At 63.6% G+C, this 25,442-nt stretch carries 20 protein-coding genes and 1 pseudogene; 8 read left to right on the top strand and 13 right to left on the bottom strand.

Going from position 1 to position 25,442, the window contains the following annotated elements:
• Positions 1–78: 78 nt before the first annotated feature.
• The 5 genes from CVS28_RS11885 to CVS28_RS11905 all read left to right on the top strand — a co-directional run bounded on the left by CVS28_RS11885 (position 79) and on the right by CVS28_RS11905 (position 6,299).
• Positions 79–1,437, top strand: coding sequence for an alanine racemase (locus CVS28_RS11885; RefSeq protein ID WP_103481647.1), 1,359 nt, complete (start codon positions 79–81; stop codon positions 1,435–1,437).
• Between the two features lie 3 nt (positions 1,438–1,440).
• On the top strand, positions 1,441–3,072 hold the full coding sequence (locus CVS28_RS11890) for an N-acyl-D-amino-acid deacylase family protein (RefSeq protein WP_243399861.1): 1,632 nt from the start codon (positions 1,441–1,443) through the stop codon (positions 3,070–3,072).
• On the top strand, positions 3,069–3,704 hold the full coding sequence (locus CVS28_RS11895; protein ID WP_103466308.1) for a bifunctional 4-hydroxy-2-oxoglutarate aldolase/2-dehydro-3-deoxy-phosphogluconate aldolase: 636 nt from the start codon (positions 3,069–3,071) through the stop codon (positions 3,702–3,704). The genes CVS28_RS11890 and CVS28_RS11895 overlap by 4 nt, the downstream gene beginning before the upstream one ends.
• Positions 3,705–3,729: 25 nt before the next feature.
• Entirely contained in the window at positions 3,730–5,124 is a 1,395-nt protein-coding gene (locus tag CVS28_RS11900) for a GntP family permease (protein ID WP_103466307.1), read from the top strand.
• A 206-nt stretch (positions 5,125–5,330) separates the two neighbouring features.
• Positions 5,331–6,299: a type IV toxin-antitoxin system AbiEi family antitoxin domain-containing protein gene (locus CVS28_RS11905; RefSeq protein ID WP_133159119.1), complete on the top strand. Its 969-nt coding sequence runs from the start codon at positions 5,331–5,333 to the stop codon at positions 6,297–6,299.
• Between the two features lie 139 nt (positions 6,300–6,438).
• On the opposite strand, the gene CVS28_RS11910 is transcribed toward CVS28_RS11905, so the two are convergent.
• The 5 genes from CVS28_RS11910 to CVS28_RS11930 are packed head-to-tail and all read right to left on the bottom strand — an operon-like array spanning position 6,439 to position 12,053.
• Complete coding sequence (locus tag CVS28_RS11910; RefSeq protein WP_103481649.1) at positions 6,439–7,251, bottom strand: IclR family transcriptional regulator; 813 nt, start codon at positions 7,249–7,251, stop codon at positions 6,439–6,441.
• A complete protein-coding gene (locus tag CVS28_RS11915; protein ID WP_103481650.1) occupies positions 7,248–8,870 on the bottom strand; it encodes a beta-N-acetylhexosaminidase in 1,623 nt (540 codons plus the stop codon). Before CVS28_RS11915 ends, CVS28_RS11910 begins: the two co-directional genes overlap by 4 nt.
• Before the next feature lie 12 nt (positions 8,871–8,882).
• Positions 8,883–9,728 carry a carbohydrate ABC transporter permease gene (locus CVS28_RS11920; protein WP_370739515.1) on the bottom strand — a complete coding sequence of 282 codons (846 nt, stop codon included), beginning with the start codon at positions 9,726–9,728 and terminating at the stop codon, positions 8,883–8,885.
• A 47-nt stretch (positions 9,729–9,775) separates the two neighbouring features.
• Entirely contained in the window at positions 9,776–10,753 is a 978-nt protein-coding gene (locus tag CVS28_RS11925) for a carbohydrate ABC transporter permease (RefSeq protein WP_103466303.1), read from the bottom strand.
• 7 nt (positions 10,754–10,760) lie between these two features.
• Complete coding sequence (locus CVS28_RS11930; protein WP_103481651.1) at positions 10,761–12,053, bottom strand: extracellular solute-binding protein; 1,293 nt, start codon at positions 12,051–12,053, stop codon at positions 10,761–10,763.
• A gap of 237 nt (positions 12,054–12,290) precedes the next feature.
• Between CVS28_RS11930 and CVS28_RS11935 the strand changes: the two genes are divergently transcribed.
• Positions 12,291–12,812: an 8-oxo-dGTP diphosphatase gene (locus CVS28_RS11935; RefSeq protein ID WP_103481652.1), complete on the top strand. Its 522-nt coding sequence runs from the start codon at positions 12,291–12,293 to the stop codon at positions 12,810–12,812.
• A gap of 119 nt (positions 12,813–12,931) precedes the next feature.
• Here the strand turns inward: CVS28_RS11935 and CVS28_RS11940 are convergent, their stop codons facing one another.
• The 5 genes from CVS28_RS11940 to CVS28_RS11960 form a co-directional block, all read right to left on the bottom strand.
• On the bottom strand, positions 12,932–13,261 hold the full coding sequence (locus CVS28_RS11940; protein WP_103466300.1) for a cupin domain-containing protein: 330 nt from the start codon (positions 13,259–13,261) through the stop codon (positions 12,932–12,934).
• Between the two features lie 173 nt (positions 13,262–13,434).
• Positions 13,435–14,574 carry a bifunctional 2-methylcitrate synthase/citrate synthase gene (locus CVS28_RS11945; RefSeq protein ID WP_103466299.1) on the bottom strand — a complete coding sequence of 380 codons (1,140 nt, stop codon included), beginning with the start codon at positions 14,572–14,574 and terminating at the stop codon, positions 13,435–13,437.
• Between the two features lie 33 nt (positions 14,575–14,607).
• Positions 14,608–15,537, bottom strand: a complete 930-nt coding sequence (gene prpB / locus CVS28_RS11950; protein WP_103481653.1) for a methylisocitrate lyase — start codon at positions 15,535–15,537, stop codon at positions 14,608–14,610.
• A gap of 1 nt (position 15,538) precedes the next feature.
• Positions 15,539–17,059, bottom strand: a complete 1,521-nt coding sequence (locus CVS28_RS11955) for an MmgE/PrpD family protein (RefSeq protein ID WP_103466297.1) — start codon at positions 17,057–17,059, stop codon at positions 15,539–15,541.
• A 31-nt stretch (positions 17,060–17,090) separates the two neighbouring features.
• Entirely contained in the window at positions 17,091–17,726 is a 636-nt protein-coding gene (locus tag CVS28_RS11960) for a GntR family transcriptional regulator (RefSeq protein ID WP_103466296.1), read from the bottom strand.
• 216 nt (positions 17,727–17,942) lie between these two features.
• Between CVS28_RS11960 and CVS28_RS11965 the strand changes: the two genes are divergently transcribed.
• On the top strand, positions 17,943–19,841 hold the full coding sequence (locus CVS28_RS11965) for an AMP-binding protein (RefSeq protein WP_103481654.1): 1,899 nt from the start codon (positions 17,943–17,945) through the stop codon (positions 19,839–19,841).
• Between the two features lie 157 nt (positions 19,842–19,998).
• On the opposite strand, the pseudogene CVS28_RS11970 reads toward CVS28_RS11965, so the two are convergent.
• From CVS28_RS11970 to CVS28_RS11980, 3 genes and pseudogenes are all read right to left on the bottom strand, one after another.
• A pseudogene (locus CVS28_RS11970) lies at positions 19,999–21,281 on the bottom strand (dicarboxylate/amino acid:cation symporter).
• 165 nt (positions 21,282–21,446) lie between these two features.
• Positions 21,447–22,148 (bottom strand): response regulator, encoded by a 702-nt coding sequence (locus CVS28_RS11975; protein ID WP_103466293.1) that lies wholly within the window; start codon positions 22,146–22,148, stop codon positions 21,447–21,449.
• Positions 22,145–23,899 carry a sensor histidine kinase gene (locus CVS28_RS11980; RefSeq protein ID WP_103481655.1) on the bottom strand — a complete coding sequence of 585 codons (1,755 nt, stop codon included), beginning with the start codon at positions 23,897–23,899 and terminating at the stop codon, positions 22,145–22,147. The genes CVS28_RS11975 and CVS28_RS11980 overlap by 4 nt, the downstream gene beginning before the upstream one ends.
• 126 nt (positions 23,900–24,025) lie before the next feature.
• On the opposite strand from CVS28_RS11980, the gene CVS28_RS11985 reads away from it, so the two are divergent.
• Positions 24,026–25,396 carry a cation:dicarboxylate symporter family transporter gene (locus CVS28_RS11985; protein WP_103466291.1) on the top strand — a complete coding sequence of 457 codons (1,371 nt, stop codon included), beginning with the start codon at positions 24,026–24,028 and terminating at the stop codon, positions 25,394–25,396.
• The last annotated feature ends 46 nt before the right edge of the window (positions 25,397–25,442 follow it).

Consider the following 25,442-nt stretch of genomic DNA (forward strand, 5'->3'; position numbering starts at 1 on the left):
ATGCTCTTGGTGAGTTTGCAACTAGCGTTGCAAAATACGCAACGGGGTCGGATGTCTGGCCTGTGAAGGGAAGCAACAATGGGCAGCACGCAAGCATCGGTGAACAACGCGGTCAAAACTGGATCCGCCATCAATTCCGCCATGGTGGATGCGCTGGATGCGATTGAATTGAGCTGGAAGTTCAAGGCTGTTCCGGCATCGTCCCACGGCCAGAGTGCCGGCGCGTTTGTGGCCTCCGGCGTCACCCTGGCTGAGCTGCCAACACCCCTGCTGACCCTTGACGCTGCCGCCTTGGGTGCCAACGTTGAGCACATGGCAGATTGGTGCGCTGGCAAGGGCGTGCTGCTGGCACCTCACGGCAAGACCACCATGGCACCGCAAATGTGGCGCGAGCAGCTTGACCATGGCGCCTGGGGCATCACCTTGGCCAACGCCTCCCAGCTGCGGGTGGGCCACGCCTTTGGGCTTCAGCGCGTCATGGTTGCCAACAGCCTGACCGACCCCGCTGCCATCACCTGGCTGGCGGCCACCCAAGGCCCAGCCTTCTCCGTGGTGTCCTGGGTTGACTCCCTGCAAACAGTGGCCCTGCAGGAACACGTGCTCTCGGCAATTCCCGGCTCGGTCATTGACGTGATCGTGGAATTGGGCGGAAACGGCGGACGCACCGGCATCCGGACTGTTGCGCAGGCCCTTGAACTTGCCCGGGCCGTCAACGCCGCCAAGCATTTGCGCCTGGTTGGCGTGGGCGGCTACGAAGGCTCCCTGGCTCACACGGCCGACGCCGATGCCCTCACCGCTGTCCGTGGCTACCTTTCGGGCGTCAAGGACCTCCACGAGGCCCTGCTGGGCGAAGGACTCTACGCCCACGATGCCGACATCATCGTCACAGCCGGTGGCAGCGCCTACTTTGACGAGGTCGTGGACGTGCTCGGCGGCTGCTCGAGCGACGGCGCAAACGGCGGCCCCCGCATTGACGTGATCATCCGCAGCGGCGCCTACATGGTGCACGACGACGGCTTCTACCGTGGCATTTCCCCCTTCGCCCGTGGTGCACGTGCGGAAGCCGGGCAGGCGCCCTTCGCCTCAGCCATGCATGCCTGGGCCCGTGTGGTCTCCGCACCCGAACCGGGCCTGGCCATCCTCGACGCCGGTAAGCGGGACATGCCCGTCGATGAGGGCCTGCCTGAACCGCAACTGCTCGGGACGTCTCTGGGTGGTGAGATGGCAGAGCTGGCCGGCGCCAGCATCAGCGCCGTCAATGACCAGCATTGCTTCCTGCGTTTTGATCCTGAAACCACCACCGTGAACATCGGCGATGTGGTCCGTTTGGGTCTTTCCCACCCCTGCACAGCCTTTGACAAGTGGACGCTCATCCCCGTCCTGGCCGATGCCGACAGCGACAACCGCGTTGTGGATCTCATCCACACGTTCTTCTAATCCATGGCGACCCCAAACGCTGCCGTGCGCACAGTCATCACCAACGCAACCGTCGTGGACGGCAGCGGCACGCCCAGGTTCGCCGCCGACGTCGTCCTTGAAAACGGCGCCATCCACAGCATTACCGCCCCCGGCACGATTCCGTTGGACGACGGCGCCATTGACGCCAGCGGGCTGGTGCTGAGCCCGGGGTTCATCGACATGCACGCCCACTCGGACCTGCAGTTGTTCCTGAACCCGGAGCACTACGCCAAACTCAGCCAAGGTGTCACCACCGAACTGCTGGGACAGGACGGGCTCTCCTACGCGCCGATCGATGACCTCACGCTTGAGGGCGTGCGGCAAAAGATTGCCGGCTGGAATGACAACCCCGAGGACTTCGACTTCAATTGGCGCACCGTGGGGGAGTACCTGGACCGCCTTGACGAGGGCATTGCCACCAATGCGGCCTACCTGATTCCCCAGGGCACTGTCCGCGCCATGGTGCGTGGCTTCGGCGAGGGCGACGCCAGTGCCGAGGAGATCGCTGCGCAGCAGGCCGTTATCCGCCAAGGCATGGAGGAAGGCGCCGTGGGCATGTCCTCCGGGCTGACCTACACCCCGGGCATGTACGCCACCACCGAGGAGTTGGCGCAGCTGTGCTCCACTGTGGCCGAGTTTGGCGGTTTCTACGCCCCGCACCACCGTTCCTACGGGAAGGGCGCCCTCGAGGCGTACGACGAAATGATTGAATTGAGCCGCGAAACCGGCTGCGCCCTGCACCTCTCCCACGCCACCATGAACTTTGCCCCGAACAAGGGCCGTGCTCCGGAACTGCTGGGGCTCATTGACCGTGCCCTGGACGACGGCGTGGACATCACCTTGGACACGTACCCGTACCTGCCAGGTGCCACCACCTTGTCGGCGATCCTGCCCAGCTGGGCCTCGGCCGGCGGCAGCCTGCCCACCATGGAACGGCTCCGCGACCCGGACACCTTGATGCGCATTCGTGAAAACGTGGAGATCTACGGTTCCGATGGCTGCCACGGCGTGGTGGCTGAGTGGGAGACGCTGGAAATTTCCGGGGTCAGGAACCCTGACCTGGATGGCTATGTGGGCAAGACCGTGGCCCGGATTGCCGAGGAAACCGGCCAGGACCCCTTTGACGTTTTCGTTGACATCCTGCTGCGCGACGAGATGGCCACGGGCATCCTGCAGCACGTGGGCCACGAGGAAAACGTGCAGGCCATCATGGTGCACAAAACCCACACCGGCGGTTCCGACGGCATCCTTGTTGGCGGCAAACCGCATCCGCGGGCCTGGGGCACGTTCCCGCGCTACCTGGGCCACTACAGCCGCGAACTGGGACTGCTGACCCTTGAGGAAACAGTCAACCACCTCACCGGCCGCCCCGCCGCACGTCTCAAGCTCGTGGACCGCGGCCTGGTCCGGGCCGGCTACGCCGCGGACCTTGTGCTCTTTGACCCGGAAACCGTCAACGCCACAGCCACCTTTGCCGAGCCGCGCCAGGCCGCAGCCGGCATCCACTACGTCTTTGTCAACGGCGTTGCCGCCATCGCGGCAGGCAAACCCACCGGTGCACGCGCCGGCCGGGCCCTGCGCCGCACCCAGGAAGGAACACGAACCACACCATGAACAATCTTGAATTTATTGCCCGGCTCGAAGCAGACCGCACCATCGCAGTAGTGCGCGCCCCGGACATTGCCGACGCCGCAGAACTATGCCGAGCCCTCGTGGCAGGCGGCATCACCGGGGTCGAGCTGACCTACACCACCCCCAACTTGCTCAAGCACGTTGCCCGTGCCGCCGAAACCGCCGCCGAACACGGTGCCGTGGTGGGTGTGGGCACTGTCCTCACCGCCGAGCAGGCCAAGGCAGCCATCGATTCCGGCGCCCAGTTCCTGGTGACACCGGGCATCCGCCCCGAGGTGGCCAAGGTTGCCGCGGACGCCGGCATCCCCTTCGCCCTGGGCGCCCTGACCCCCACGGAGGTGGCCATGGCGCTTGACCTGGGCTCCGCCGTCGTAAAGATCTTCCCGGCCAGCGCCATGGGCCCGGCCTACCTGAAGGACCTGCAGGGCCCCTACCCGGGCGTCAAGCTGCTGCCTTCCGGCGGAATCAACGCGGCCAATGCACAAGACTTCCTCGCCGCCGGCGCACTCGCCGTCTGTTGCGGCACGGCAGTGGTGCCGCCCGCCGTCGTGGCTGCCGGAACCTGGGCAGACATCACAGCACGCGCTGCCGCATTCACCAGCATTCTTCGCTAATCATCTTCTTTCGAAAGTTCCTCCCATGACAGAGTTTGTTAATTGGCTGCACCACGACACGGCGGGGCTCCTGCTCCTGGCCGGCGTGGGCATTGCCGTCCTGCTGGTCTTGATCATCAAGGTCAAGCTGGAACCCTTTATTGCCCTTCTGGTGGTGGGTGTCCTGGTGGCACTGGCCGGCGGTGTGTCCGTGCAGGACCTGGTCGGTTCGGCCACCAAGAGCAGCGACGCCATCATTGAAAAGGGCTTCGCCGGGATCCTTGGCCACATCACCGTCATCATCGGCCTGGGCACTGTGCTGGGCGCCATCCTGGAACGCTCAGGCGGCGCCGAGGTGCTGCTGGGCCGGCTCGTCAAGATCTTTGGCGAAAAGGGCACGCCCCTGGCCATGGGTATTACGGGTTTTGTGCTGGGTATCCCGGTCTTCTTCGACATTGGCATATTCGTGTTGGCGCCGCTGGTTTATGTGGCCGCCATCAAGGGCGGGAAGTCGCTGGCCCTGTACGCCTTGCCGCTGCTTGCCGGCTTGTCAGTCACCCACGCATTCCTGCCTCCGCACCCGGGCCCCGTGGCCGCTGCCGGGCTTTTCCACGTGGAGCTGGGATGGATCATCATCATGGGCTTGGCCTGCGGTATTCCGGCCTGGTTTGCCTCCGGCATTCTCTGGGGGACCTGGATTGGCAAGCGCGTCATGGTGAACGTGCCTGAGGACAGTGTTATTGAGGAATCGGATGAGGCCAAGGCCCTCGGCGATCCCGGCCTGGGCACCGTGCTGCTGGCCATCGGCACCCCGATGATCCTGATCCTGGGCGGCACCTTTGGAAACATTGCGCTGCCCGACGGCGGCCTGCGTACCACCTTGCAATTCCTGGGCAACCCGGCCATCGCCCTGACAGTGGCCGTGCTGCTGGCCATGTGGCTGCTTGGCACGCGCCGCGGCATGAGCCGGGACGAACTGGCCGAGCTGACATCAACGTCGCTGCGACCTGTCGGCATGATCCTGCTGGTGGTGGGTGCCGGCGCCTTCTTCGGTGCCGTCCTTGGTGCAACCGGTGTGGGCAAGGCCGTCGCCGACTCGCTGTCCACGGCTGGCTTGCCGCTGCTGCTCTCCGCGTTCGTCATCTCCGCCGGAATGCGCATTGCCCAAGGCTCGGCGACAGTGGCCATTGTGACCACCGGCGGCATCCTGGCCCCCAGTGTTCTCGCCGCCGGGTATTCGCAACCGCAGCTGGCCCTGATTGTCATGGCGATTGCCTCCGGTTCCGTCATTGCCAGCCACGTCAACGACGGCGGCTTCTGGATCATCTCCAAATACTTCAACATGTCCGTCAAGGACACCTTGAAGACCTGGACTGTGCTGGAAACCGTGCTGTCCATTGTGGGCTTCGGCATGGCTGCCCTGATTTGGCAGTTCGTCTAGCCGCCAACCTTTACGTTCGACGGCGGTCCCTCCAGCCGAGGGCGTGCCAAACGGGTGGGGGAGCATGAAATTTCATGCGCCCCCACCCGTTTGGCACGCCCTCGAGGAAAGTGAGGGGTCGCGGTCGCCGTTTGCATGGTCGAGGTTATCCACAGGAGCGCCACGCCCCCGTTGAATTGGGTTGAATGCAGGGCGATGCTGGATTCATGGAAACGCGCGATCTGGCCAGCAAAATCACCCGGGACTGGCCCGCAGGGAAGACCATTGCCGCGACGGACCAACTGACTGCGGCCGGGCTTGGCCCGCGGGTGTTGAACGCAGCAAGGGCGTGCGGCCTGCTGTTTCGCATCAGGCACGGTGTCTACATCCGACTGGTGGAGTGGCAGCAGAAGACGCCGTGGGAGCAGGACATGCTCAGACTTCGCGCCCATGCCCTGGCCACTCACGGAAACGCCTGCTACAGCCATCTCAGCGCCGCCCGTTTGCTGGGGTTGCGGGTGTGGAATGCAGGCCGCGAGATACACGTGAGCTCACCTTCTTCCCTATCGTCCACCAGTAAGGTTCGGGGCGTCACAGTGCACCGGCGTACGGTGTCCCCGGAACAGCTGATGCGGATTCGGCGCCGTCACATGGGGATCGTGAGGCTCACGTCGCTGGAGCAAACCATTGTTGACTGTGCCCGGACATCGCCTTTTGTCACAGCAGTCATCATTGGTGACAGCGGATTGCACCAGGGAGCCAAGATCGAAGCAATGCTCGCGCTGCTGGACACACTTGCCGGCCACCGCGGCGTGGCCGCGGCGCGCAAGGTCATTGACGCACTGGATAGCGGATCAGAGTCAGCAGGGGAAACCCGGACACGATTGTTCATCGCAGGTATGGACATCCCCGCGCCGGAGTACCAAGTGCGGTTGATTGTCCGGGGAAACGCCTACCGGGTGGACGGGGCATGGCGGGACATCAAATTGGCCTTGGAGTTTGACGGCAAAACCAAGTACTTCGACTTCAAACCCACGGATGAGGCCATTTATGAGGAACGGCTGCGTGAACGCGAAATGATGGAGGCGGGGTGGAGCTTCATCCGGGTGGTCTGGGCGGATCTGGCGAACCCCGAACTTCTGCGCCGGCGCATCAAGGCTGCCATGCTGAACGCGCAGCGGCGGATGGTTGACTAAGCGTCTCCACATCGCACTGCAGCGACTGCGTGCCAAACAGGTCAGGGCCCATGAAATTTCATGGGCCCTGACCTGTTTGGCACGCCATCACTGGAGGAACGCAACTTTGGCACGCAGTCACCGTGAAGCGGCGCGGGCACTACTTCAGCAGCGTTGCCGAGCGGCGCGACCCCAGCTTCACCGAGATCCGCAGTCCCACGGCAGCAGCCATGGGCCCCACCTCGCGCACCTTGGACGGCGTCATGCGGGAGGTCAGCGAAGAAACGCTCAGCGCCGCCACCACGACGTCATCGTGGTTGAAGATTGGCGCCGCAACGCAACGCACCTCGGGCTCGTTCTCCCTGTCATCAATCGAGTAGCCGCGGCGGCGCACGGCGGCGAGTTCCTGGCGCAGTGCTGCCGGATCGGTGATGGTCTTGGCCGTGATGGGCGCCAGCGGCACGGACAGAATCGAGGACACCACCTCCTCGGAGCTGTACGCCATGATCGCCTTGCCCACGGCCGTGCAGTACGCGGGCATGGTGGCGCCCACGCGCGATGCCATGCGCACGGTGGCCTCGTCCTCCACCTTGTCCAGGTACACCACCTCATGGCCGGAGAGGACCACCAGGTGAACCGTGTTGGCAGTCTTGCGCATCAACGCGCGCAGCTCCGCATTGGCGGCGCTGCGCAGGTCCAGCGAATCCAGGTACGACTGCCCCAGCCGCAGACTGCCAAAGCCCAGACGGAACTTCCCGCTTTGCCGGTCCCGCTCAAGGAGGTTCTCATCGATGAGCGGGGTGGTCAGGCGCAGCACTGTGCTCTTGTTGATGCCCGAGCGCTTGGCCAGGTCCAGCAGGGACATGCCTTCCGGGTCGGTGGACTGTTCAGCCACGACGGACAGCAGGCTCAGCGCCTTCCGCAGGGACGACGACGAGTTCCGCTTCTCGCTGCTGTCTTCCGGTTCGCTCACTGGGCTTCGGCGGCCTGGGCTGCTGCCGCCTGCTCCGCCTCGTAGTCCCGCTTCCAACCTGCGACGCCGGGGCGCTGCTGCCAGGGGCGGGGGCCGTCCAGCGGCCGGAACTCCACGCCCATGGCGGAGAGCCGGTCCAGGTGGGCAGGGGAAAGCCGGGCGTGGAAGTCGGCGTAGTCGCGTGTGTCCGGGGTGGACCAAAAAACTTCGGCGATGGCGCTCAACCGGGGGAACGCGGCATAGTCGATGCGCCGTGCCGAGGGGAGGTGCTCGGTCCAGATGTTGGCCTGCGCCCCCAACAGCCGGCCCGGGAAGTCCTTGTCACCGGCGTCGGGCATGGGGTCAAAGTTGTACACCGCCTCAAGGGTGGTGACGAAGCCAACCGGGACGGGTTCCTCTTCAAGGGCCGACTGGCGGTGGTCCAAGTACAGTTTGTGTTCGGGGCACATGACCACATCGTAACCCTTGGCCAGGGCATCCAAGCCGCCTTCGTAGCCGCGCCATGAGGCGACCAGGGCGCCGTCGGGCAGGCCGACGTCGCCAATCTCATCCCATACGCCGGACTTGCGCCCGTTCTGGTGCAGGTGTTCGGCCAGCTGTCCCACAAACCAGCCGTGGAGGCCCGCAACGGACTCGAAGCCCAGATTGGCGGCAGCCTTGAGCGCGAACGGGCTGGCATTCCACTGGTCCAGGGGGACTTCGTCGCCGCCCAGGCTGATCCAGGGGGAGGGGAAGATGTCCATGACCTCATCGAGCACGTCCCGGTAGAACTGCACCGCATAGGCGGTGGGTTCAAGGACGTTTTCGTTAATGCCCCATCGGGTCCACACCTCCAGGGGCCTGCCAGCCAGACCCAGCTCCGGGTAGGCGGCAATGGCTGCCTGGGAGTGGCCGGGCACATCAATTTCCGGGATGACTGTGATGTTCCGGGCGGCGGCGAACGCCACGATCTCGCGCAGGTCTTCCTGGGTGTAGAAGCCGCCGTGCGGGGTGGCGTCAAAGATGCCCGCACGCCAGGCCCCCAGGTTGGATTCCTTGCGCCAGGCGCCCACTTCGGTCAAACGCGGGTACTTCTTGATTTCCACCCTCCAGCCCTGGTCATCGGTCAGGTGCAGATGCAGCACGTTGAGCTTGTGCGCGGCAACGACGTCGATGAAGCGCAGCACATCATTTTTGGGGATGAAGTGCCGGGCCACATCCAGCATGACCCCGCGGTAGCTGAAGCGGGGCCGGTCGGTGATGACGGCCGTGGGCAGCTCCCAGGAGGACGCCGTCGGTGCCTGGCGGTGCGCCGCCGGACCCAGCAGCTGGCGCAGGGTCTGGGCGCCGTACAGGGCGCCGGCGTTGTCTGAGGCCGTGATCCGCACAGCCGTGTCGATGGTCAGCGTGTAGCCCTCGGGTTCCACGGAGGGGTCCAGGGCGAACACGATGGTGGCGGCCGGTGCGTCGGCGGCCGTGGTGCCGGCCAGCTCCCATCCGGTGGCGGCACCGAGCGCGCCCACAAACCAGCGCCGGGCGGCGGCCAGTTCCGGGGATGAGGCCACAGAAGTGGAGTCGTCAAGGCGGAGGGTGGAACCTGTTGCGGTGAAGGAGCCGGGGGCGGGGAGCAAGGAATGCATGGAAGGCCTTTCTTAGCCCTTGACGGCGCCGGCCAGTCCGGAGACGAGCTTGCGCTGGACAGCGATGAAGAAGATGAGGACCGGGATGGTCATGATGACCGAGCCGGCCATGATGGCGCCCCAATCGTTCTGGTCCGGCTTGAAGAAGGTCAGCAGAGCCATGGGCAGGGTGGAGTTTTCCTGGGCCGAGATGATGAACGTCTTCGCGAACAGGAAGTCGTTCCACGTGGAAATGAAGGCAAACACCGAACATGCCACCACGCCCGGGGCCACCAGCGGAAACAGGACCGAGCGGACAAAGCGGAAGCTGCTGGCGCCGTCGAGCTTGGCGGCCTCCTCCAGCTCCAGCGGCACCGCGGCCACAAAGCCGCGCAGCATCCAGATGGCGAACGGAATGCTGAAGCCCACATGCACCAGGATCAGCGAGCCCAAGTGGTTCAGGCCGATCGCCGGCATGGTTTCGCCAAAGTTGCGGAACAAGAAGAACAACGGGATGGTCAGGGCCTCCACGGGCACCATCTGGGCCACGAGGATGATAATGAGCAGCTTGGTGCGCATCTTGAAGTTGTAGCGGGTCACGGCCACGGCGGCCAGGAACGCGAAGAGCGTGGACAGGACCACCACGCTGAGTGCCACAATGAGCGAGTTCAAGAAGTATTGGCCGAAGTTGTTCACGTTCAGGACCCGGGCGAACGAGTCAAAGGACGGGGTGAGGGTCCACGGGGTGGAGTCTCCGGCGTCGAGCGCCGTGGCCGGCTTCAGGGCCGACAGCACCATCCAGTACAGCGGGAAGGCGACGGCAACAGCTATGAGCAGGCCGATGATGTTCACGGTCCAGCCCCTGCGGGCGGGGAATATACGACGGCGGGAGGCCGGCTTGGCGGGCCCGTCCAGTTTGAGCGTTGTCACAGGACTTCACCACTCCTTTTGAGTAGTCGCAGGTAAACAAGGGTGATGACCAGCAGCAGGACCGTCATGATGACGCCCAGGGCGGAGCCAAGGCCGTACAGGCTGGCCGCGAAAGCCTGCTGGTAGCCGTACACGTTCAAGACCATGTTTTGGCCGGCAATGCCGCCGCCGCTGGTCATGATGTAGATCTGGGAGAAAATCTTGAAGTTCCAGATGATGGACTGGATGGTCACGATGATGACGATGGGGCGCAGCATGGGCAGCATGATGTTGGAGAAGATGCGCGGCATGGAGGCCCCGTCAAGGCGGGCCGCCTCAATGACTTCAGTGGGAATCGCCTGGATGCCGGCGTAGACGGTGACCATGACGAACGGGAACGAGCACCAGACAACTTCGCTGGCAACCAGGCCAAACGCCGACCACTTCTCATACGTCCAGGAATGATCCACGAATTGGCTCAGCCCAATGCCGGCCAGCATCTTGTTGATCAGGCCCTGGGTGGGATCGAACAGGAACAGCCAGACGGCGCTGCCTGTCACGGCGGGGGTTGCCCACGCGCCGAGCGAGACGGCAAAGAGCGTGTTGCGGACCCACGGGCGCAAACGGGTGGCCAGGACGGCCAGGGCGGAGCCCGTCACCAGGGTGAGAATCACGCAGGCCGAGGCGAAGATGACGGTGTTGGCGAGCACCTGCCAGAATTCCGGGTCCGCCATGAGCGTCCGGTAGTTTTCCAGTCCGATGAAGTCAAGGGGCGCGTTGCCGCTGACCTGGTCCTGGCGGTAGTCGTAGAGTGACACGTTGACCAGCTGGAACAGCGGGTAGCCCATCAGGGCGATCAGCACTATCAGGGCCGGAGCCAGGTACAGCCAGTGCTCAAACCGGCTCACCCCGCCGCGGCGCTTCGTGCGGCGCGGCGACGGGGTGGCCGGCTTCGGCTCCTGCAGGGAAGGCTTTGCGGGAAGTTGAAGGGTCATTTGGTGACTACTTTGCTTCAAAAATCTTGTTCATGGCTGCTGTGGTGTCCTTGGCTGCCGTGGGGACGTCAGCCTTGCCGGTGACAACCTGCTGGTACATGTTGGTGAACAAGCCCTTGGCGTCAACGGTTGACCAGGTCGAGGTGATCGGCACAAAGTTGGTGCCGGCGGCGATCGTGTCAATGAACGGCGCCACGTACGGGTTCTTCTCGGCGACGCTCTTTTGCACATCGGTGAAGGTGGGCAGGTTGCCCATGGCGTCGAACATGGCCAGCTGGGACTTCTTGCTGGCCAGGGCCTGGACGAACTCGTTGGACAGGGTGCTCTTCTTGGAGCTCTTGAAGACGCCCAAGTTGTTGCCGCCGGCAAAGGCCGGGGCAATGGAACCGGCCTCGACGCCGGGAACGGGCACCACGCCGAACTTGTCCTTGAATTCGCTGGCCGCGATGGCCTTGTAGTTGAAGTCGCCACCAATGGTCATCCCGGCCTTGCCCGCAATGAACTGCTGGACGCTGGCGTTGCCGCCAAATTCGGCGCAGGTCTGCGCCGGGCAGATGTCATCCTTCATCAAGTTGGTGTAGGCCGCGATCCCGGCCTGCGACTCGGGTGTGTCCAGCTTCGAGGAGAAAGTGCCGTTGGTGTCTGCCGCGATGGCGCCGCCATGGGCCCACAGGTACGGCATGGCGGAGAACTGTGCCTTGCCGCCTACGGAGATGCCCAGCATGCCAGGGTTCTTGGCGCGCACTGCACGGGCGGCCGTTTCAATCTCCGCCATGGTCTTGGGGACTTCGACGCCGGCAGCCTTGAGGATGTCGGTGCGGAAGTACAGGGCACGGACGCCCACAAACCACGGCACGCCGTAGTTCTTGCCGTCCAGTGCGGTGGTGGCCAGCACCTTGGGATCCAGGTCCTTGCCCTCGTCCCAGGACTTGATGCTGGAGGTGATGTCGGCGAGGCCGCCGGCTGCCACATAGCTGGCCAGGTCTGTGTTGCCGTACTCGGCCACGTCAGGGGCGCTGGAGGGGTCGTTGAAGGCGGCCTTGAACTTCTCGGCACGAGTGTCAACGGGGATGTACTGGACGTCGACTTTGACGTCCTTGTGGGTTGCTTCGAAGTCCTTGATGGTTGCGTTGACCACGGCCGACTTGGGGTCCTGGTTGACTTCGGAGAAGAGCCAGACGCGCAAGGTGCCTGTCTTGTCGTCCTGCGTTGAGGCAGCGTTGTTGGATGTTGGGGGTGCGCAGCTGGTCAGGGCCAGGGCAGCCAGTGTAGCTACGGCGAGCATGCGTGAGATCTTCACGGTTCCTCCAGGGGTGTTGGTCAGGTGTGGGCGCTGGCAGAAATCGCAGCGGGCATGAGATGACATTAGGAGGGCCCGAGGAGTGGGGCGAAGCACATTCCGCATAAGTTTCGCTATGCAAAATCTATATTTGTTATTTGACACGCGTCACACACTTGTGATGTGGGACCTTGTGGTGAAAATGTGTCAAATTCCTTGCTAGTGCTGGAAGGTTTGCCGGTGGCCTAGGCTGGAGTCATGACTTCCGCCCCTGTAACTCTGTGTTTCATGCTCCGTACCCATGAGGGCCGGGAGCAGGTGCTGCTGGGGCTGAAAAAGACTGGCTTCGGCGCGGGAAAAGTTGTGGGGATTGGCGGCCATGTAGAGCCGGGGGAGAGCATTGTTGCGGCGATTTGCCGTGAAGTTGCCGAGGAAACTAGCCTCGTCATTGGGGCGATGGACCTGATTCCTGCGGGCACCGTGGCCTTCGTGTTCCCGGCCAAGCCCGAATGGGACATGTTCACCACAGTGTTCTTGTGCCGGACGTTCGCCGGCGACGCCGTTGAAAGCGATGAAATTGCGCCACAATGGCACCCGGTGGGGGATTTGCCCCATGCGCACATGTGGGCTGATGCCAGCCACTGGCTCCCGGCGTTCCTGTCGGGGGAGCGTGGCCACTGGCGCGTAGTCCTCAATGACGACAATGAAACTGTTGCATCGAGCACCCACACACCGCCACTGGGTGCCGTCCCGGCAGACAGCCGGGGCATGGGCAGCTAGTTTGCTGCCGGGCCACTTGGCATTTATGCGCTTTAGCGGCTTGTCGGCGGTTCACCAACCGCCTGCAAGCCGCTAAAGCGCAGACAAGACCGCCAGGCGCACAAATGCACGTTGGCCAGCTACGGTTTGGCCACGGTCAACAGGAACGTTGAATCTTCCAAGGCGTCCACGCTGTGGCGTGCCATGGGCACCACCAAATGGTCTCCCGGCGAGCCTTCCCATGTGACGCCGCCGGAAACCAGGGCTATGCGCCCGCTGAGCACCTGAATCGTGGCCTCTCCGGGATTGTCGTGCTCGTCCAGCCTGGATCCGGCTGTGAGGGCAACCACCGTTTGGCGCAAGACCCGTTCGTGCCCGCCGTACACCGTTCTGGAACTACGGCCGCTGTTCTTGGTCTTGGCGCCTCCCAAAAGTTCCCGAGCCAGTGCCGTCAGTGATGATTTTTCCACGATGCTCCTTTGAACTGATCGGAAGCTGCCGTACTTTTCCTCAGACTACCCGCAACGGGTGGTTGGCGACACAGTTGTTACCACGTGTCCCGGGAGTGGGCGGTGGACGACGACGGGAGGCCACCCCTCATGGAAAGGTGACCTCCCGCCCGTGGGCACAGGCTCAGGAAGAGTTAGGCCAGGTGGCGCTCCGGCACGCCGTTGTAGGCGCTCAGGGGGCGGATCAGTGCGTTGCTTGCCCGCTGTTCCATGATGTGCGCTGTCCAGCCGGTGATGCGGGAGGCAATGAAAATGGGTGTGAACATGTCCGTGTCAAAGCCCATCAAATGATACGTGGGCCCCGCCGGGTAGTCGAGGTTGGGCTTGATGGCCTTGGCCTCGTCCATGGCCTGTTCCAGCCCGTCGTACAGGCCCAGCATCTCGGGTCGGTCGAAGTGCGCGATCATCTTATCCAGCGCCCCCTTCATGGTGGGCACGCGGGAATCGCCGTGCTTGTAGACGCGGTGGCCGAAGCCCATGACCTTCTTCTTCGCGGCCAGGGCGTCCTCCATCCACGCCTTGGCACGGGCGGCGGCCTCCTCGCGAGACTCCTCCTTGCGGATGCCGATCTCGTCAAAGGTGTGCATGACGGCCTCGTTGGCGCCGCCGTGCAGCGGGCCCTTCAGCGCGCCGATGGCACCTGTCACGGCCGAGTGCAGGTCCGAGAGCGTCGAGGTGATGACGCGTGCAGTAAACGTCGAGGCGTTGAAGGAGTGCTCGGCGTAGAGCACCATCGACACCCGGAAGGCATCCACCACCTCCGGGGCCGCTTCCTCGCCGAAGCTCATCCACAGGAAATTCTGCGAGTAGTCCAAGTCAGCGCGGGGTTCCACCATGGATAAGGAACGACGGCGGCGCTGGTCGTAGGCAACGACGGCCGGGAACTGGGCAAAAAGCGACTTAGCCTTCTCAACCTCGGCCTCCGGGGAGGAGTCCTCGGCCAACGGGTGGTTGGCACCCAAAACGGAGACGGCCGTGCGGGCAACATCCATGGGGTGGCAGTCCAGCGGCAGCAGGTCAATCGCCGCGCGAACATTAACATCAAGCGCACGGTTGGCGCGTTCAAAGGACTCGAACGCGGCCAACTCTTCATCGGTGGGCAGTTCCCCGGTCCACAGCAGCAGTGCCACTTCCTCAAAGGACTTGCTGGCCGCCAATTCCTGCACCGGATAGCCGCGGTACAGCAGCGAGTTGGAGTCCGGGTTCACCTTGGAAACAGCGGTGTAGTCGGCCACAATGCCAGCAAGACCCTTACGAACGTCTTCGTCACTCACAGTTGGTACTCCTTCTTGAAAATGAACTGATGCCTAAAGGTTTGCGCTGTTGCTGTCGGTATCCAGGCCGGGGACCTGAAAATTAAAGATGGACGTATCAAACTGGTTATACGCCCCATAGTCAACTAATTCATAGAGCCGGGCCCGGGTCAACATCTCCGGCACCGCAGCCTTCTGGGTGCCGTCGGCGGATATCGCGTCCAAAACGCGCTCGGCCGCACCCATGGCACTGCGCAGCAGCGTGACCGGGTAGATGATCATGGCCACGCCGGCCGCGGCCAGCGCATCCCGGGTGAACAGTTCGCTCTTGCCAAACTCGGTCATGTTCGCCAACACCGGCACGTTGACCGCCTTGCACACGGCCTCAAATTCGGCCACGCTTTTCATGGCTTCGGGGAAGATGGCATCCGCTCCGGCGTCAACGAGAGCCTTGGCACGGTCAATGGCAGCATCCAGGCCTTCCACGGCGCGGATGTCGGTGCGGGCCATGATCAGGAAGTTTTCATCCCTGCGGGCATCGGCGGCGGCGGCGATACGCTTGATCGCCGTATCCAAATCCACCATGTTCTTGCCGTCGAGGTGGCCGCAGCGCTTGGGGTTGAACTGGTCCTCAATGTGGCAACCGGCCAGCCCGGCATTTTCCAGCTCCTGGATGGTGCGGGCCACATTCATGGGCTCGCCAAAACCGGTGTCGGCGTCGATCAGGCACGGCAAGTCCGTCATGCGCGCAATCTGACCACCGCGGGCGGCCACCTCGGTCAGCGTGGTCATGCCAATGTCCGGCAACCCCAAATCGTTGGCGAGGACAGCGCCGGAGATGTACACGCCGTCGAACTTCTTTTCCTCAATGAGGCGCGCCGAGAGCGGGTTGAACGCGCCCGGGAACTGGACAGCAGCGCCCGGAACCAGCATGGCGCGCAGGTCACGGCGCTTCTGCTCAGGAGTTTTCTTGGAATACAGCATGTTAGAACAACCCCTTCGGTCCCTTGGCGAGATCCACGACGCCGGGAGCTGCGGTGATGTTGAGCTGGCCCAGTTCCCCGGCGGCCAGGTGGGGAAGGTTCTCTGCTGCCGCGATGAAGCGGTTGATCTCGGCTTCCTCCACCAGGCCAGCGGCCAGGGTGCGGAACTTGTTGATGTACTGCTCGCGGGCAAAGGGCCGGGCGCCGAGCGGGTGGGCGTCAGCGACGGCGATGGAGTCCGTGATGAGCGTGCCGTCATTGAGCGTGATCTCCACAGTGCCGCCGAAGGCCTTCTCGGCAATGTCCAGGGAGTGGTAGCGGCGCGTCCATTCGGCGTCCTCTTCCGTGGTGACCTTGTGCCATAGCTCCACGGTGTCGGGGCGGCCAGCGCGCTCGGGGGAGTAGGAGTCCACGTGGTGCCACGCGCCGTCCTGCAAGGCCACCGTGAAGATGTACGGGATGGAGTGGTCAAGGGTTTCCCGTGACGCGGTGGGATCGTATTTCTGCGGATCGTTGGCGCCGGAGCCGATCACGTAGTGGGTGTGGTGGCTGGTCTTGATCAGCACGCTTGCGACATTGGCCGGGTCTGTGGCCTCGGGGTGCTCGCCGTGGAGCTTGCGGGCCAAGTCGATCCAGGCCTGGGCCTGGTACTCGGCGGAGTGTTCCTTTGTATACGTGTCCATGATGGCGCGCTTGGCTTCTCCGGCGGCCGGCAGGGGGACGGTGTACTGGGCGTCGGCGCCGTCGAGCATCCAGGCGATGACGCCGTCTTCGCCCTCGTAGATCGGCACCGGTGAGGTCTGTCCGCGCATGGCACGGTCGGCAGCTTCAACGGCCATCTTGCCGGCGAAGGCGGGGGCGTGTGCCTTCCACGTGGAGATCTCGCCCTTGCGTGACTGGCGGGTGGCCGTGGTGGTGTGCAGGCCCTGGCCCACGGCCTGGAAGATGGTTTCCACCTCAAGGTTCAACAAGGTGCCAATGCCGGCGGCGGCCGACGGGCCCAGGTGGGCCACATGGTCAATCTTGTGCTTGTGCAAGCAGATGGCCTTCACCAGGTCCACCTGGATCTCGTAGCCGGTGGCAATGCCGCGGATCAGGTCAGCGCCTGAGGCTCCGGTGTGCTGGGCGACGGCCAGGATCGGCGGGATGTTATCGCCGGGGTGGGAGTACTCGGCGGCCAGGAAGGTGTCATGGTAGTCGAGTTCACGCACGGCCACGCCGTTGGCCCAGGCCGCCCACTCGGGGGAGACTTTTTCGGTGATGCCGAAGACGGAGGCGCCGGAGCCGCCGGTGGAAGGGGCGTGGGTCAGTGCCTGGGCGCGGGCCGCAACAATGGGGCCACGGTTCAGCGAGGCGATCGCCACGGACGCGTTGTCAATGACACGGTTGATGATCATCTCGGTGACCTCGGCCGTGACGGCCACGGGATCGGCGGCCACGGTGGCGATCTTGTGTGCCAGCTGGTCCTGCCGGGCCAGGTTCTCTTCGCTCTTGTAAACGCGGACGTTGTGCTCAATGGTCATGGTGTTCCTTGTCTAAGGGTGCTTTGAAAATTTAGTGTGTGGTGCTCAGCAGGTGGCGCAGGCTGTTGTCCAGGTGGACAGTGGTAGCCGCGCTGGCCACGGCGGGCTTGCCGTGGGCAATGGCCAGAGCAATCGCCGCATGTTCGCGGGCTGCATCACGGAGCCGGGTGGGGTTGTCCTTGCCCAGACGCCGCACACGGACAAGATGGACGCGCAGGTTCTTCAGCGCCTGGGTCAGGTAGTGATTGCCGACGGCGGCATCCACCGCGATGTCGAGCTCGCCGGCCAGCTGATAATAGTCAGTGCGGGCGGGGTCCTGGGCCGTAATCAGCTCACCGGCGTTGGTGAGTTGGTGGTGCAGGGCCAAGAAGATCTCCGGATCGCAACGCTGGGCGGCCAATTCTGCTGCCCTGCATTCAAGGGCGGAGCGGAGCTCGAAGAGTTCATCCAGGTGGTCAAGGGAAATTTCGCTCACCACCATGCCACGACCGCTTTGCGGTTCGGTCAGCCCCTCAGCGGTGAGCTTGGCCAGTGCTTCGCGGATGGGGGTGCGGGATACTCCCAAGCGTTCGGAGAGTTCAACCTCTCCCAGGACGGTTCCCGGAGTGAGGTGCCAGTTGATGATGTCAGCGCGCAAGGTGACATAGGCACGTTCGCTGGCTCGCATGGACCCTCCTCGGTGAGTCAGACATCCGGACCGGGCGTGGTGGATGTGCAGTACAGAACACAATACCCGCTCAGTGTATACAAAGAACAGTCCATTTAGGCAATATTTGCAAAATATCCAGCAGAAATTCATTCTGTGTATACATTGGTTCTTGTCATGGGCTGAACCGCGACTGTAGCATGGCTCACATCACATCAACGTGGATGGAGAACCACCATGGCATTGGACGCCTTAAGCTACCGGGATGAATACCAGCGCAGTATGAGCGATCCTGACGGGTTCTGGCTCCAGGCGGCGCAGGCCGTTGATTGGGTGGTGGCACCTACTCAGGGACACAACAAGGAACAAGCGCCGCGCGGTCGTTGGTTTGCCGACGGTGAACTCAATACTTGCTACAACGCCCTGGACAGGCATGTTGAGGCGGGGCGTGGGGAGCAGCCGGCCCTGATTCACGATTCAGCCATGCAGGATACGCAACGTGTCTACACCTACGCCGAGCTTACCGACCTGGTGGCTCGCTTTGCCGGTGTGCTCCGGGAACAAGGGGTAGGCAAGGGCGACAGGGTACTGATCTACCTGCCCATGATTCCCGAGGCCGCCATTGCCATGCTGGCCACCGCACGCCTCGGAGCGATCCACTCGGTGGTGTTTGGCGGGTTCGCCGCCAGTGAGCTGGCCGTGCGCATCCAAGATGCCGGGCCCACAGTTGTTGTCACCACCTCAGGAGGGTTGGAGCCCAACCGACTCGTCGAGTACCTGCCCACCGTCCACGAAGCACTGGCCAAAGCCGGGGTCCCCCAGCTGCCGGTGATCATCAAGCACCGTGATGGCTTTGCAACCGATCCTTCCGCCCTCGGTCTGAATGCCATGGATTGGGACACTGCGCTCGCAGCCACCGAACCCGCCGCGCCCGTGCCGGTGAAGGCGACCGACCCGCTCTACGTGCTCTACACCTCCGGAACCACCGGGGCTCCCAAGGGTGTGGTTCGCGATAATGGGGGTCACGCCGTCGCACTTCTATGGACCATGTCCAACCACTACGATATTGGACCGGGCGATGTCTGGTGGACGGCCTCCGATGTTGGCTGGGTGGTGGGGCATTCCTACATTGTGTACGGGCCGCTGCTGGCCGGGGCCACGACCGTGATGTATGAGGGCAAGCCCGTGGGCACCCCCGACGCCGGTGCGTTTTGGCGTGTCATTGAGCAGCACAAGGTCAAGGCGCTGTTCACGGCGCCCACCGCGCTGCGGGCCATCCGCAAGATGGATCCGGAGGCTGCACTGTTGGAGAAGTACGACGTCGGCAGCCTCCAAACGCTGTTCACCGCGGGCGAGCGCTTGGACACCGATACCTATCATTGGGCCGGCAAGGTACTCGGAGTGCCGGTCGTTGACCACTGGTGGCAGACCGAAACCGGCTGGGCCATTGTGGGCAATCCACGCGGGCTGGAGCCCCTGCCACTGAAGGCAGGCTCGCCCACGGTGCCGATGCCCGGCTTTGACCTGCGGATTGTGGACGGCATGGGCGTCGACGCAGCCACGGGGGAGGAGGGCAACATTGTGCTTGGCCTGCCGCTGCCTCCGGGCACGCTGCCCACGCTGTGGAATGACGATCAGCGCTTTATCGATTCCTACCTGAGCGCCTTTGAGGGCTTTTACGTCACGGGCGATTCCGGCTACCAGGACGAGGACGGTTACGTGTTTGTCATGGGTCGCACCGACGATGTCATCAATGTGGCCGGCCACAGGCTCTCCACCGGCGCCATCGAGCAGGTCATCGGCACGCACCCGGCCGTGGCCGAATGTGCCGTCATTGGTATTGCCGACCCGCTCAAGGGTCAAAAGGCCGTGGGGTTCGTGGTCGTTAAGTCCGGCGTTACGCTGGCACCGGAGGAGCTGAAAAAGGAGCTGGTAGCACTGGTGCGGCGCGAGATTGGGCCCGTGGCCGACTTCAAAATGGCGGTAGTGGTGGATGCCCTGCCGAAGACCCGTTCCGGAAAGATCCTGCGCAAGACCATGCGCCAAATTGCCGACGGCGACGACTATGCGGTCCCGTCCACCATCGAGGACCCCGCCGTCATTGATGCGCTCGTCCCGGTCCTGCGCCCGAGGTAGAGCCCTGAGCCAGGGCAGGGCGGTCATGAGCGGCCGGGTTCAGGCGGTGTTGTTAACCACGAAGCTCCAGACGTTGCCGATCCGTAGCGGCAACGTCTGGAGCTTCGGTGCGTTCTTAGCGCAGCCGTTGGTGAGCTGCGCGGGCACGGTTGAAGAGTTACTGGGCCAAAGTATGCGACGCTGTCTCGCTACCCTCTCCGGCTTCCACTGTTTCGTCTGCCGGATCCTGCGCCTGTGTGCCGAGCTTGCCGCGGGTGAGCTTGTTCATGATCAAGGCGATGGCACCATCGCCGGTCACGTTCGTTGCCGTACCGAAGCTGTCGAGCGCGATGTAGGCCGCGAACATGAGCCCCACCTCGACCTCGCCGAAGCCGAGCATCTGGGCGAGCAGGCCGGCGGCTGCGGCGATCGCGCCGCCGGGAACGCCCGGGGCGGCGATCATCATGACGCCAAGCATCAAGATGAACGGGAAGTACGCGCCGAACGTGACGTCACCGCCGGTGAGCAGCAGCACCGCGATCGAGAAGCAGGTGATCTTTACCATTGAACCTGACAAGTGAATCGTGGCGCACAGTGGGATGACAAAGCCCGCAACAGAATCGGAGACACCGTTCTTCTTGGTTGACGCGAGGGTTACTGGAATCGTTGCGGCCGAGGATGACGTGCCAAGCGCCGTGAAGTAGGCATCACGCATGTTCCACAGCGCCTTGAGCGGGTTGATTCCAGCCATCATGCCCGCGATCGAGTACTGCAGGAGCAAGACGACAAAGGTCAATGCAAAGGAGACGAGGGCCACGAGCAGGAACTTCGTCACGACAGTCATGGCGGAGCCGCTCGCTGAGAGGTCCATGAAGATGCCGAAGATGAACAGTGGCAGCGCGGGCACGATGATGCGCCGGATCACGGACTCGATGATCGTGCGGAACTCGATGGCTCCGCGAAAGAGCACCTTGCTGTGGAATGAGGTAACGCCGATGCCGATCACGAACGCGAGCACGAGTGCGCTCATGACGCCAATCACTGGCTCAAGGACAATCTCGGTCGCCGAGTCGCCGGCGGCACCCACGACCGTCAGGTACGGTGTGAAACCTGATCCGGATTCATCGCCAAGGGCGTCGAGGCCGCCGCCGGCCAAGGTTGAGGTGAAGACCCAGCGGCTCACGAAGTAAGCGAGCAGCCCCGCCAGGATCGTGGATCCGTAAGCGATCATGGCAGTGATCCCGAGCCACTTCCCGGCGCCTTTGCCGAGCTCAGCGATTGCGGGCGTAACGAGCCCCACGATGATCAGTGGCACGATAAAGCCCAGGAACCCCGAGAAGATTGAGTTGTACGTCAGGAATGCCCCGCCGAGCCACGCGGGGATGAACGGCCGGTCAGAATGCCCAGGACGATAGATATGATGATCCACCCGAGCAGGGGGATCGATTTCAGCAGCTTCATTGGGGCCTCAAGATCACGGGATGGGGGGCGCACGGTAGTGCGCGAATGGATTGTGGCGCGAAACACGCCTCAGCAATACTAAGCGGTGCGGGCCATTCCCCGAAATCAGGTGCCCGTCGCCTAACTCCTTTACCGCGCGGGAGGGCGCGGCGAGCGACTCCTCTCTCAACGGAGGCGGGACCAGCTGTACTCCAACTCCGGCCGGCCGGGGGAGCCGTGCCTTGGGGCCTTGCTTGCGGATCCGGTCTCGACCAGGTGATCCAGGTAGCGCCGCGCCGTGACACGTGACATGGCCAGGCCCGCTGCGGCTTCGGTGGCTGATGCCGGCTGTTCCCGGGTTCGCAGCCAGTCCGCCACGGCGCTGAGCGTCTCGGGCAACATGCCCTTGGGCAGCGTCAACTTCCCGGTGGGGCGCAGCTGGGACAACGCCCTGTCAACGGCATCCTGCGACGTCTGCGTCCTGTCCGCCAAGACAGCGTGATAATTGCGGTAGTTCTCCAACTTTTCCCTGAACGCGGCAAAGGTAAAGGGTTTGATCAGGTATGCCGTAATGCCCAAGGCGATGGCAGAACGCACCACATGGACATCCCGCACCGCCGTGATGGCCACAACGTCTGGGACCAGTCCCAGCCCGTGGATGCGCCGCAGCAGGTCGAGCCCGTGGCCGTCGGTCAGGTTCATGTCCAACAAAATTAGCTGGATGGTGGGGGTGGCGGGGTCATTCAAGACCGCCAATGCCGCCCCCATGCCGTGCGCTGCGGCCACCACCTCAAAGCCGTCCAGCCGCCGGACATAATCTGCGTGCGCAGCCAGCGCGATGGGCTCATCGTCCACCACGAGCACTCGGATGGGGGATGGGCCGGTCATTGATTTCCTCGATTTTCAGACGTGGTTTCGAAAGGAGGGCCAAGGGGCACGACGGCGGTCATGACGGCGCCGCCGTCGTTCTCGGCCGTGATGGTGCCTCCCAGTGCGGCGGTGGCCCGGCGGATGAGGGCAATGCCATAGCCGCGCCCGCCAGGGGCCACAGACGCTTTGTCAGTGGTGCCGATGCGCCCGAGCACGTCAAGATCGGTGGTGGGCAGACCGGGGCCATTGTCTGCCACGGTGAGGGTCAGGGTGCCCTCGGCCACCAGAAGGTCAACCCAAACGGTGGGGGGTTGAGAAGCTGACTGTGCGGCGGTGCCGGATGCATCCGGGCTTTGCGCCGCCGCGTCGATGGCGTTGTCCACCAAGTTGCCCAGCAGTGTCACCAGTTCGCGGGTGTCCAAGGTGTCCGGTGGCAAGGTCCCGGAAGCTGTGAGCGCAAGTGTCACCCCGCGTTCATCGGCCTGGGCGCGCTTGCCCAGCAACAGTGCGGCGAGGAACGGCTCGTCGAAGGTGTCCACAAACTCTCCGCCAAGGTGCACATTCTCTAAATGTTCGGACGTGGCAAAGGCCAAGGCTTCACGGGGGCGGTCCAGCTCGATCAAGGAAATGATGGCGTGCAAGCGGTTTGCGTGCTCGTGCGTTTGAGAGCGCAGCGCCTCCACCAGTGTCTGGGTGCTGCTGAGGCTGCCCGCCAGGGCCGTCAATTCGGTGTGATCACGCAATGTTGCCACGGTGCCGGCCGGACTGTTGCTGCCCGGTGCCCGGGCCGGACGCTGGCTGACCACCAGCAGACGGTCGCCGGCCAGGTGGACTTCGTCGGTGGCCGTGCGCCCGCTGGCCAACAGTTCCCTCAGCGACTCGGGCAGCCCCAGTGAATCCAACGTGGGCCGCGCGGCAGCTGACCCGGTGCTGTGGGAGGCAGCGGTGCCCCTGGACGCGCCACTGCCCTTGGTTCCGGCGGTGCGCCTGGATGGGCCACTGCTCGCAGTGCCGGAACCGGGTGAGTCAATGCCCAGCAAGAGGGCGGCATGGTCGTTGTAGAGGACCATGGTCTCGCGCGTGTCCACCAGAATCAGGCCCTCGCGCACGGAATGCAGCACCGATTCGTAGTAGGCAAAAAGCTGCCCCAGTTCCTCGGGACCCCAGCCAAAGGTCACGCGTTTAAGGTACCGGCCCAGGGCCCATGCGGCCAGCGATCCCGCCAATAATAGCGCCGCGGCCAGACCCAGCACCGCCGGGATCCGGGCTGCTACGAGCACCTGGACGTTGTTGACGGTCACGCCCGCGGCCACCATGCCGGTGACGGTCCCGGCCGCGTCCTTGATGGGCACAATGACGCGTACCGACGGGCCCAATGTGCCAGCGGTGGTCTCAAAATACGTGTTCCCCGCCCGTGCCTGGGCAATGGAACCGACGTATGGTTTGCCGATTTCCTCCGGGTTGGGGTGGGTCCAGCGGATGCCTTGCGGGTCCATGATGGTGATGAAATCCACGTGGGCATCGCGCATGACTGCCTTCGCGTAGGGCTGCAGGGTGGCCTGCGGGTTCGGTTCCGACGCGGCCGCGACCACAACCGGCGAATCCGCCATGGCGGTGGCGACCGAGAGCATGCGCTGGCGGGTCTGCTCATATGTCCGGGAGCCGGCGTCGGACACCATGACAATGGCCAGAACAGCGGTCAGGAGCACCACAAAGAGCAGGTTGGCAACGAAGAGCCTGCGGGCAATACTCCAGCCTCGCCAAAACATGTTTCACCTTTCGTGCGACCAATATGAACACAACGGTGAGATAAGTCACGTTCCCGGGCAATCTTGTGTGAGGCGGATCGCACGCCCACCCACCAATGCTAATCACCAGTATCACAAGGAGTCACCATGAGCTCTCAAGGACGAGGGACCGCCACAGCCACAAAGGCTACGCGCCGCAGGATGGACAAAACCCATTGGCTGTATATCGCAGTCATCGCGGCGGTGGTTTTCGGTGCGGCGATCGGCTTGCTGGCCCCCGAACTCGGCAAGGCCCTCAAGCCGTTGGGGACCATGTTCATCTCGCTGATCAAGATGGTCATTGCGCCCATCATTTTTTGCACCCTGGTGATTGGTGTTGGCTCCATTGCCAAGGCCGCAACAGTGGGCAAGGTGGGCGGCTTGGCGCTGCTGTACTTCATGACCATGTCCACCGTTGCGCTGGGCATCGGCCTGGTGGTGGGCAACATCATCCACCCCGGCGCCGGCCTGCACCTGAAGCCTTACGAAGCTTCCGGCGGTGCCGAGGAGAACTCCACGGTGAAGTTCCTGATGGAGATGATCCCGGGTGACATCCCCGTGCTGCCCACCCTGGTGCTGGCGCTCATGGTCGGTTTCGCCGTGCAGTCCCTCGGGAAGTCCGGGGAACCGGTGCTCAACGCCGTCAAGCACATCCAAAAAGTGGTGTTCAAGCTGATGACCATGATCATGTGGCTTGCCCCGATAGGCGCCTTTGGTGCCATTGCCGCCGTGGTTGGCGCCACCGGCTGGGCCGCCATTGGCTCCATGGCCATCCTCATGGGCGCGTTCTACCTGACCTGTGCCCTGTTCATCGTGGTCATCCTTGGCAGCCTGTTGCGTCTCGTCACCGGTCTGAACATCTTCGCCTTGATGCGCTACCTGGCCCGCGAGTACCTGCTGATCTTCGCCACATCCTCCTCCGAATCAGCCCTGCCGCGCCTGATGGCCAAGATGGAGCATGCAGGAGTGTCCAAGCCGGTGGTTGGCATCACCGTTCCCACCGGCTACTCCTTCAACCTTGACGGCACGGCCATCTACCTGACCATGAGCGCCCTGTTCATCTCCACCGCCATGGGCCTGCCCATGAACCTCGGCGAGCAGATCGGCCTGCTGGTCTTCATGGTCATCGCCTCCAAGGGTGCTGCCGGTGTGACCGGTGCAGGGTTGGCCACACTTGCCGCCGGCCTAGCCGCCCACAAGCCGGTCCTGCTCGACGGCATGGGAGTGATTGTCGGCATCGACAAGTTCATGTCCGAGTGCCGCGCCCTCACCAACTTCACTGGAAACGCCGTCGCCACCTTGCTGATCGGCAAGTGGACCAAGGAGATTGACATGGACAAGGCCCGTGAAGTGCTCTCCGGCCGGGACCCCTTTGATGAGATGTCCCTGGATGAAGACGGCCACGGCACCGGGCACGACGGCGGCCCGTCCGTTACGTTGCCAGCTCCCAGTGAAGAGCGGGTCCCGGCCCGCGTGTAGCTGCCGTAGCCGCACAGCGAACGTACAGCAGGTGACAATGTTTGGC

Origin of the sequence: Arthrobacter glacialis (assembly GCF_002909415.1) — a bacterium.
GTDB classification, from domain to species: Bacteria; Actinomycetota; Actinomycetes; order Actinomycetales; family Micrococcaceae; genus Specibacter; species Specibacter glacialis.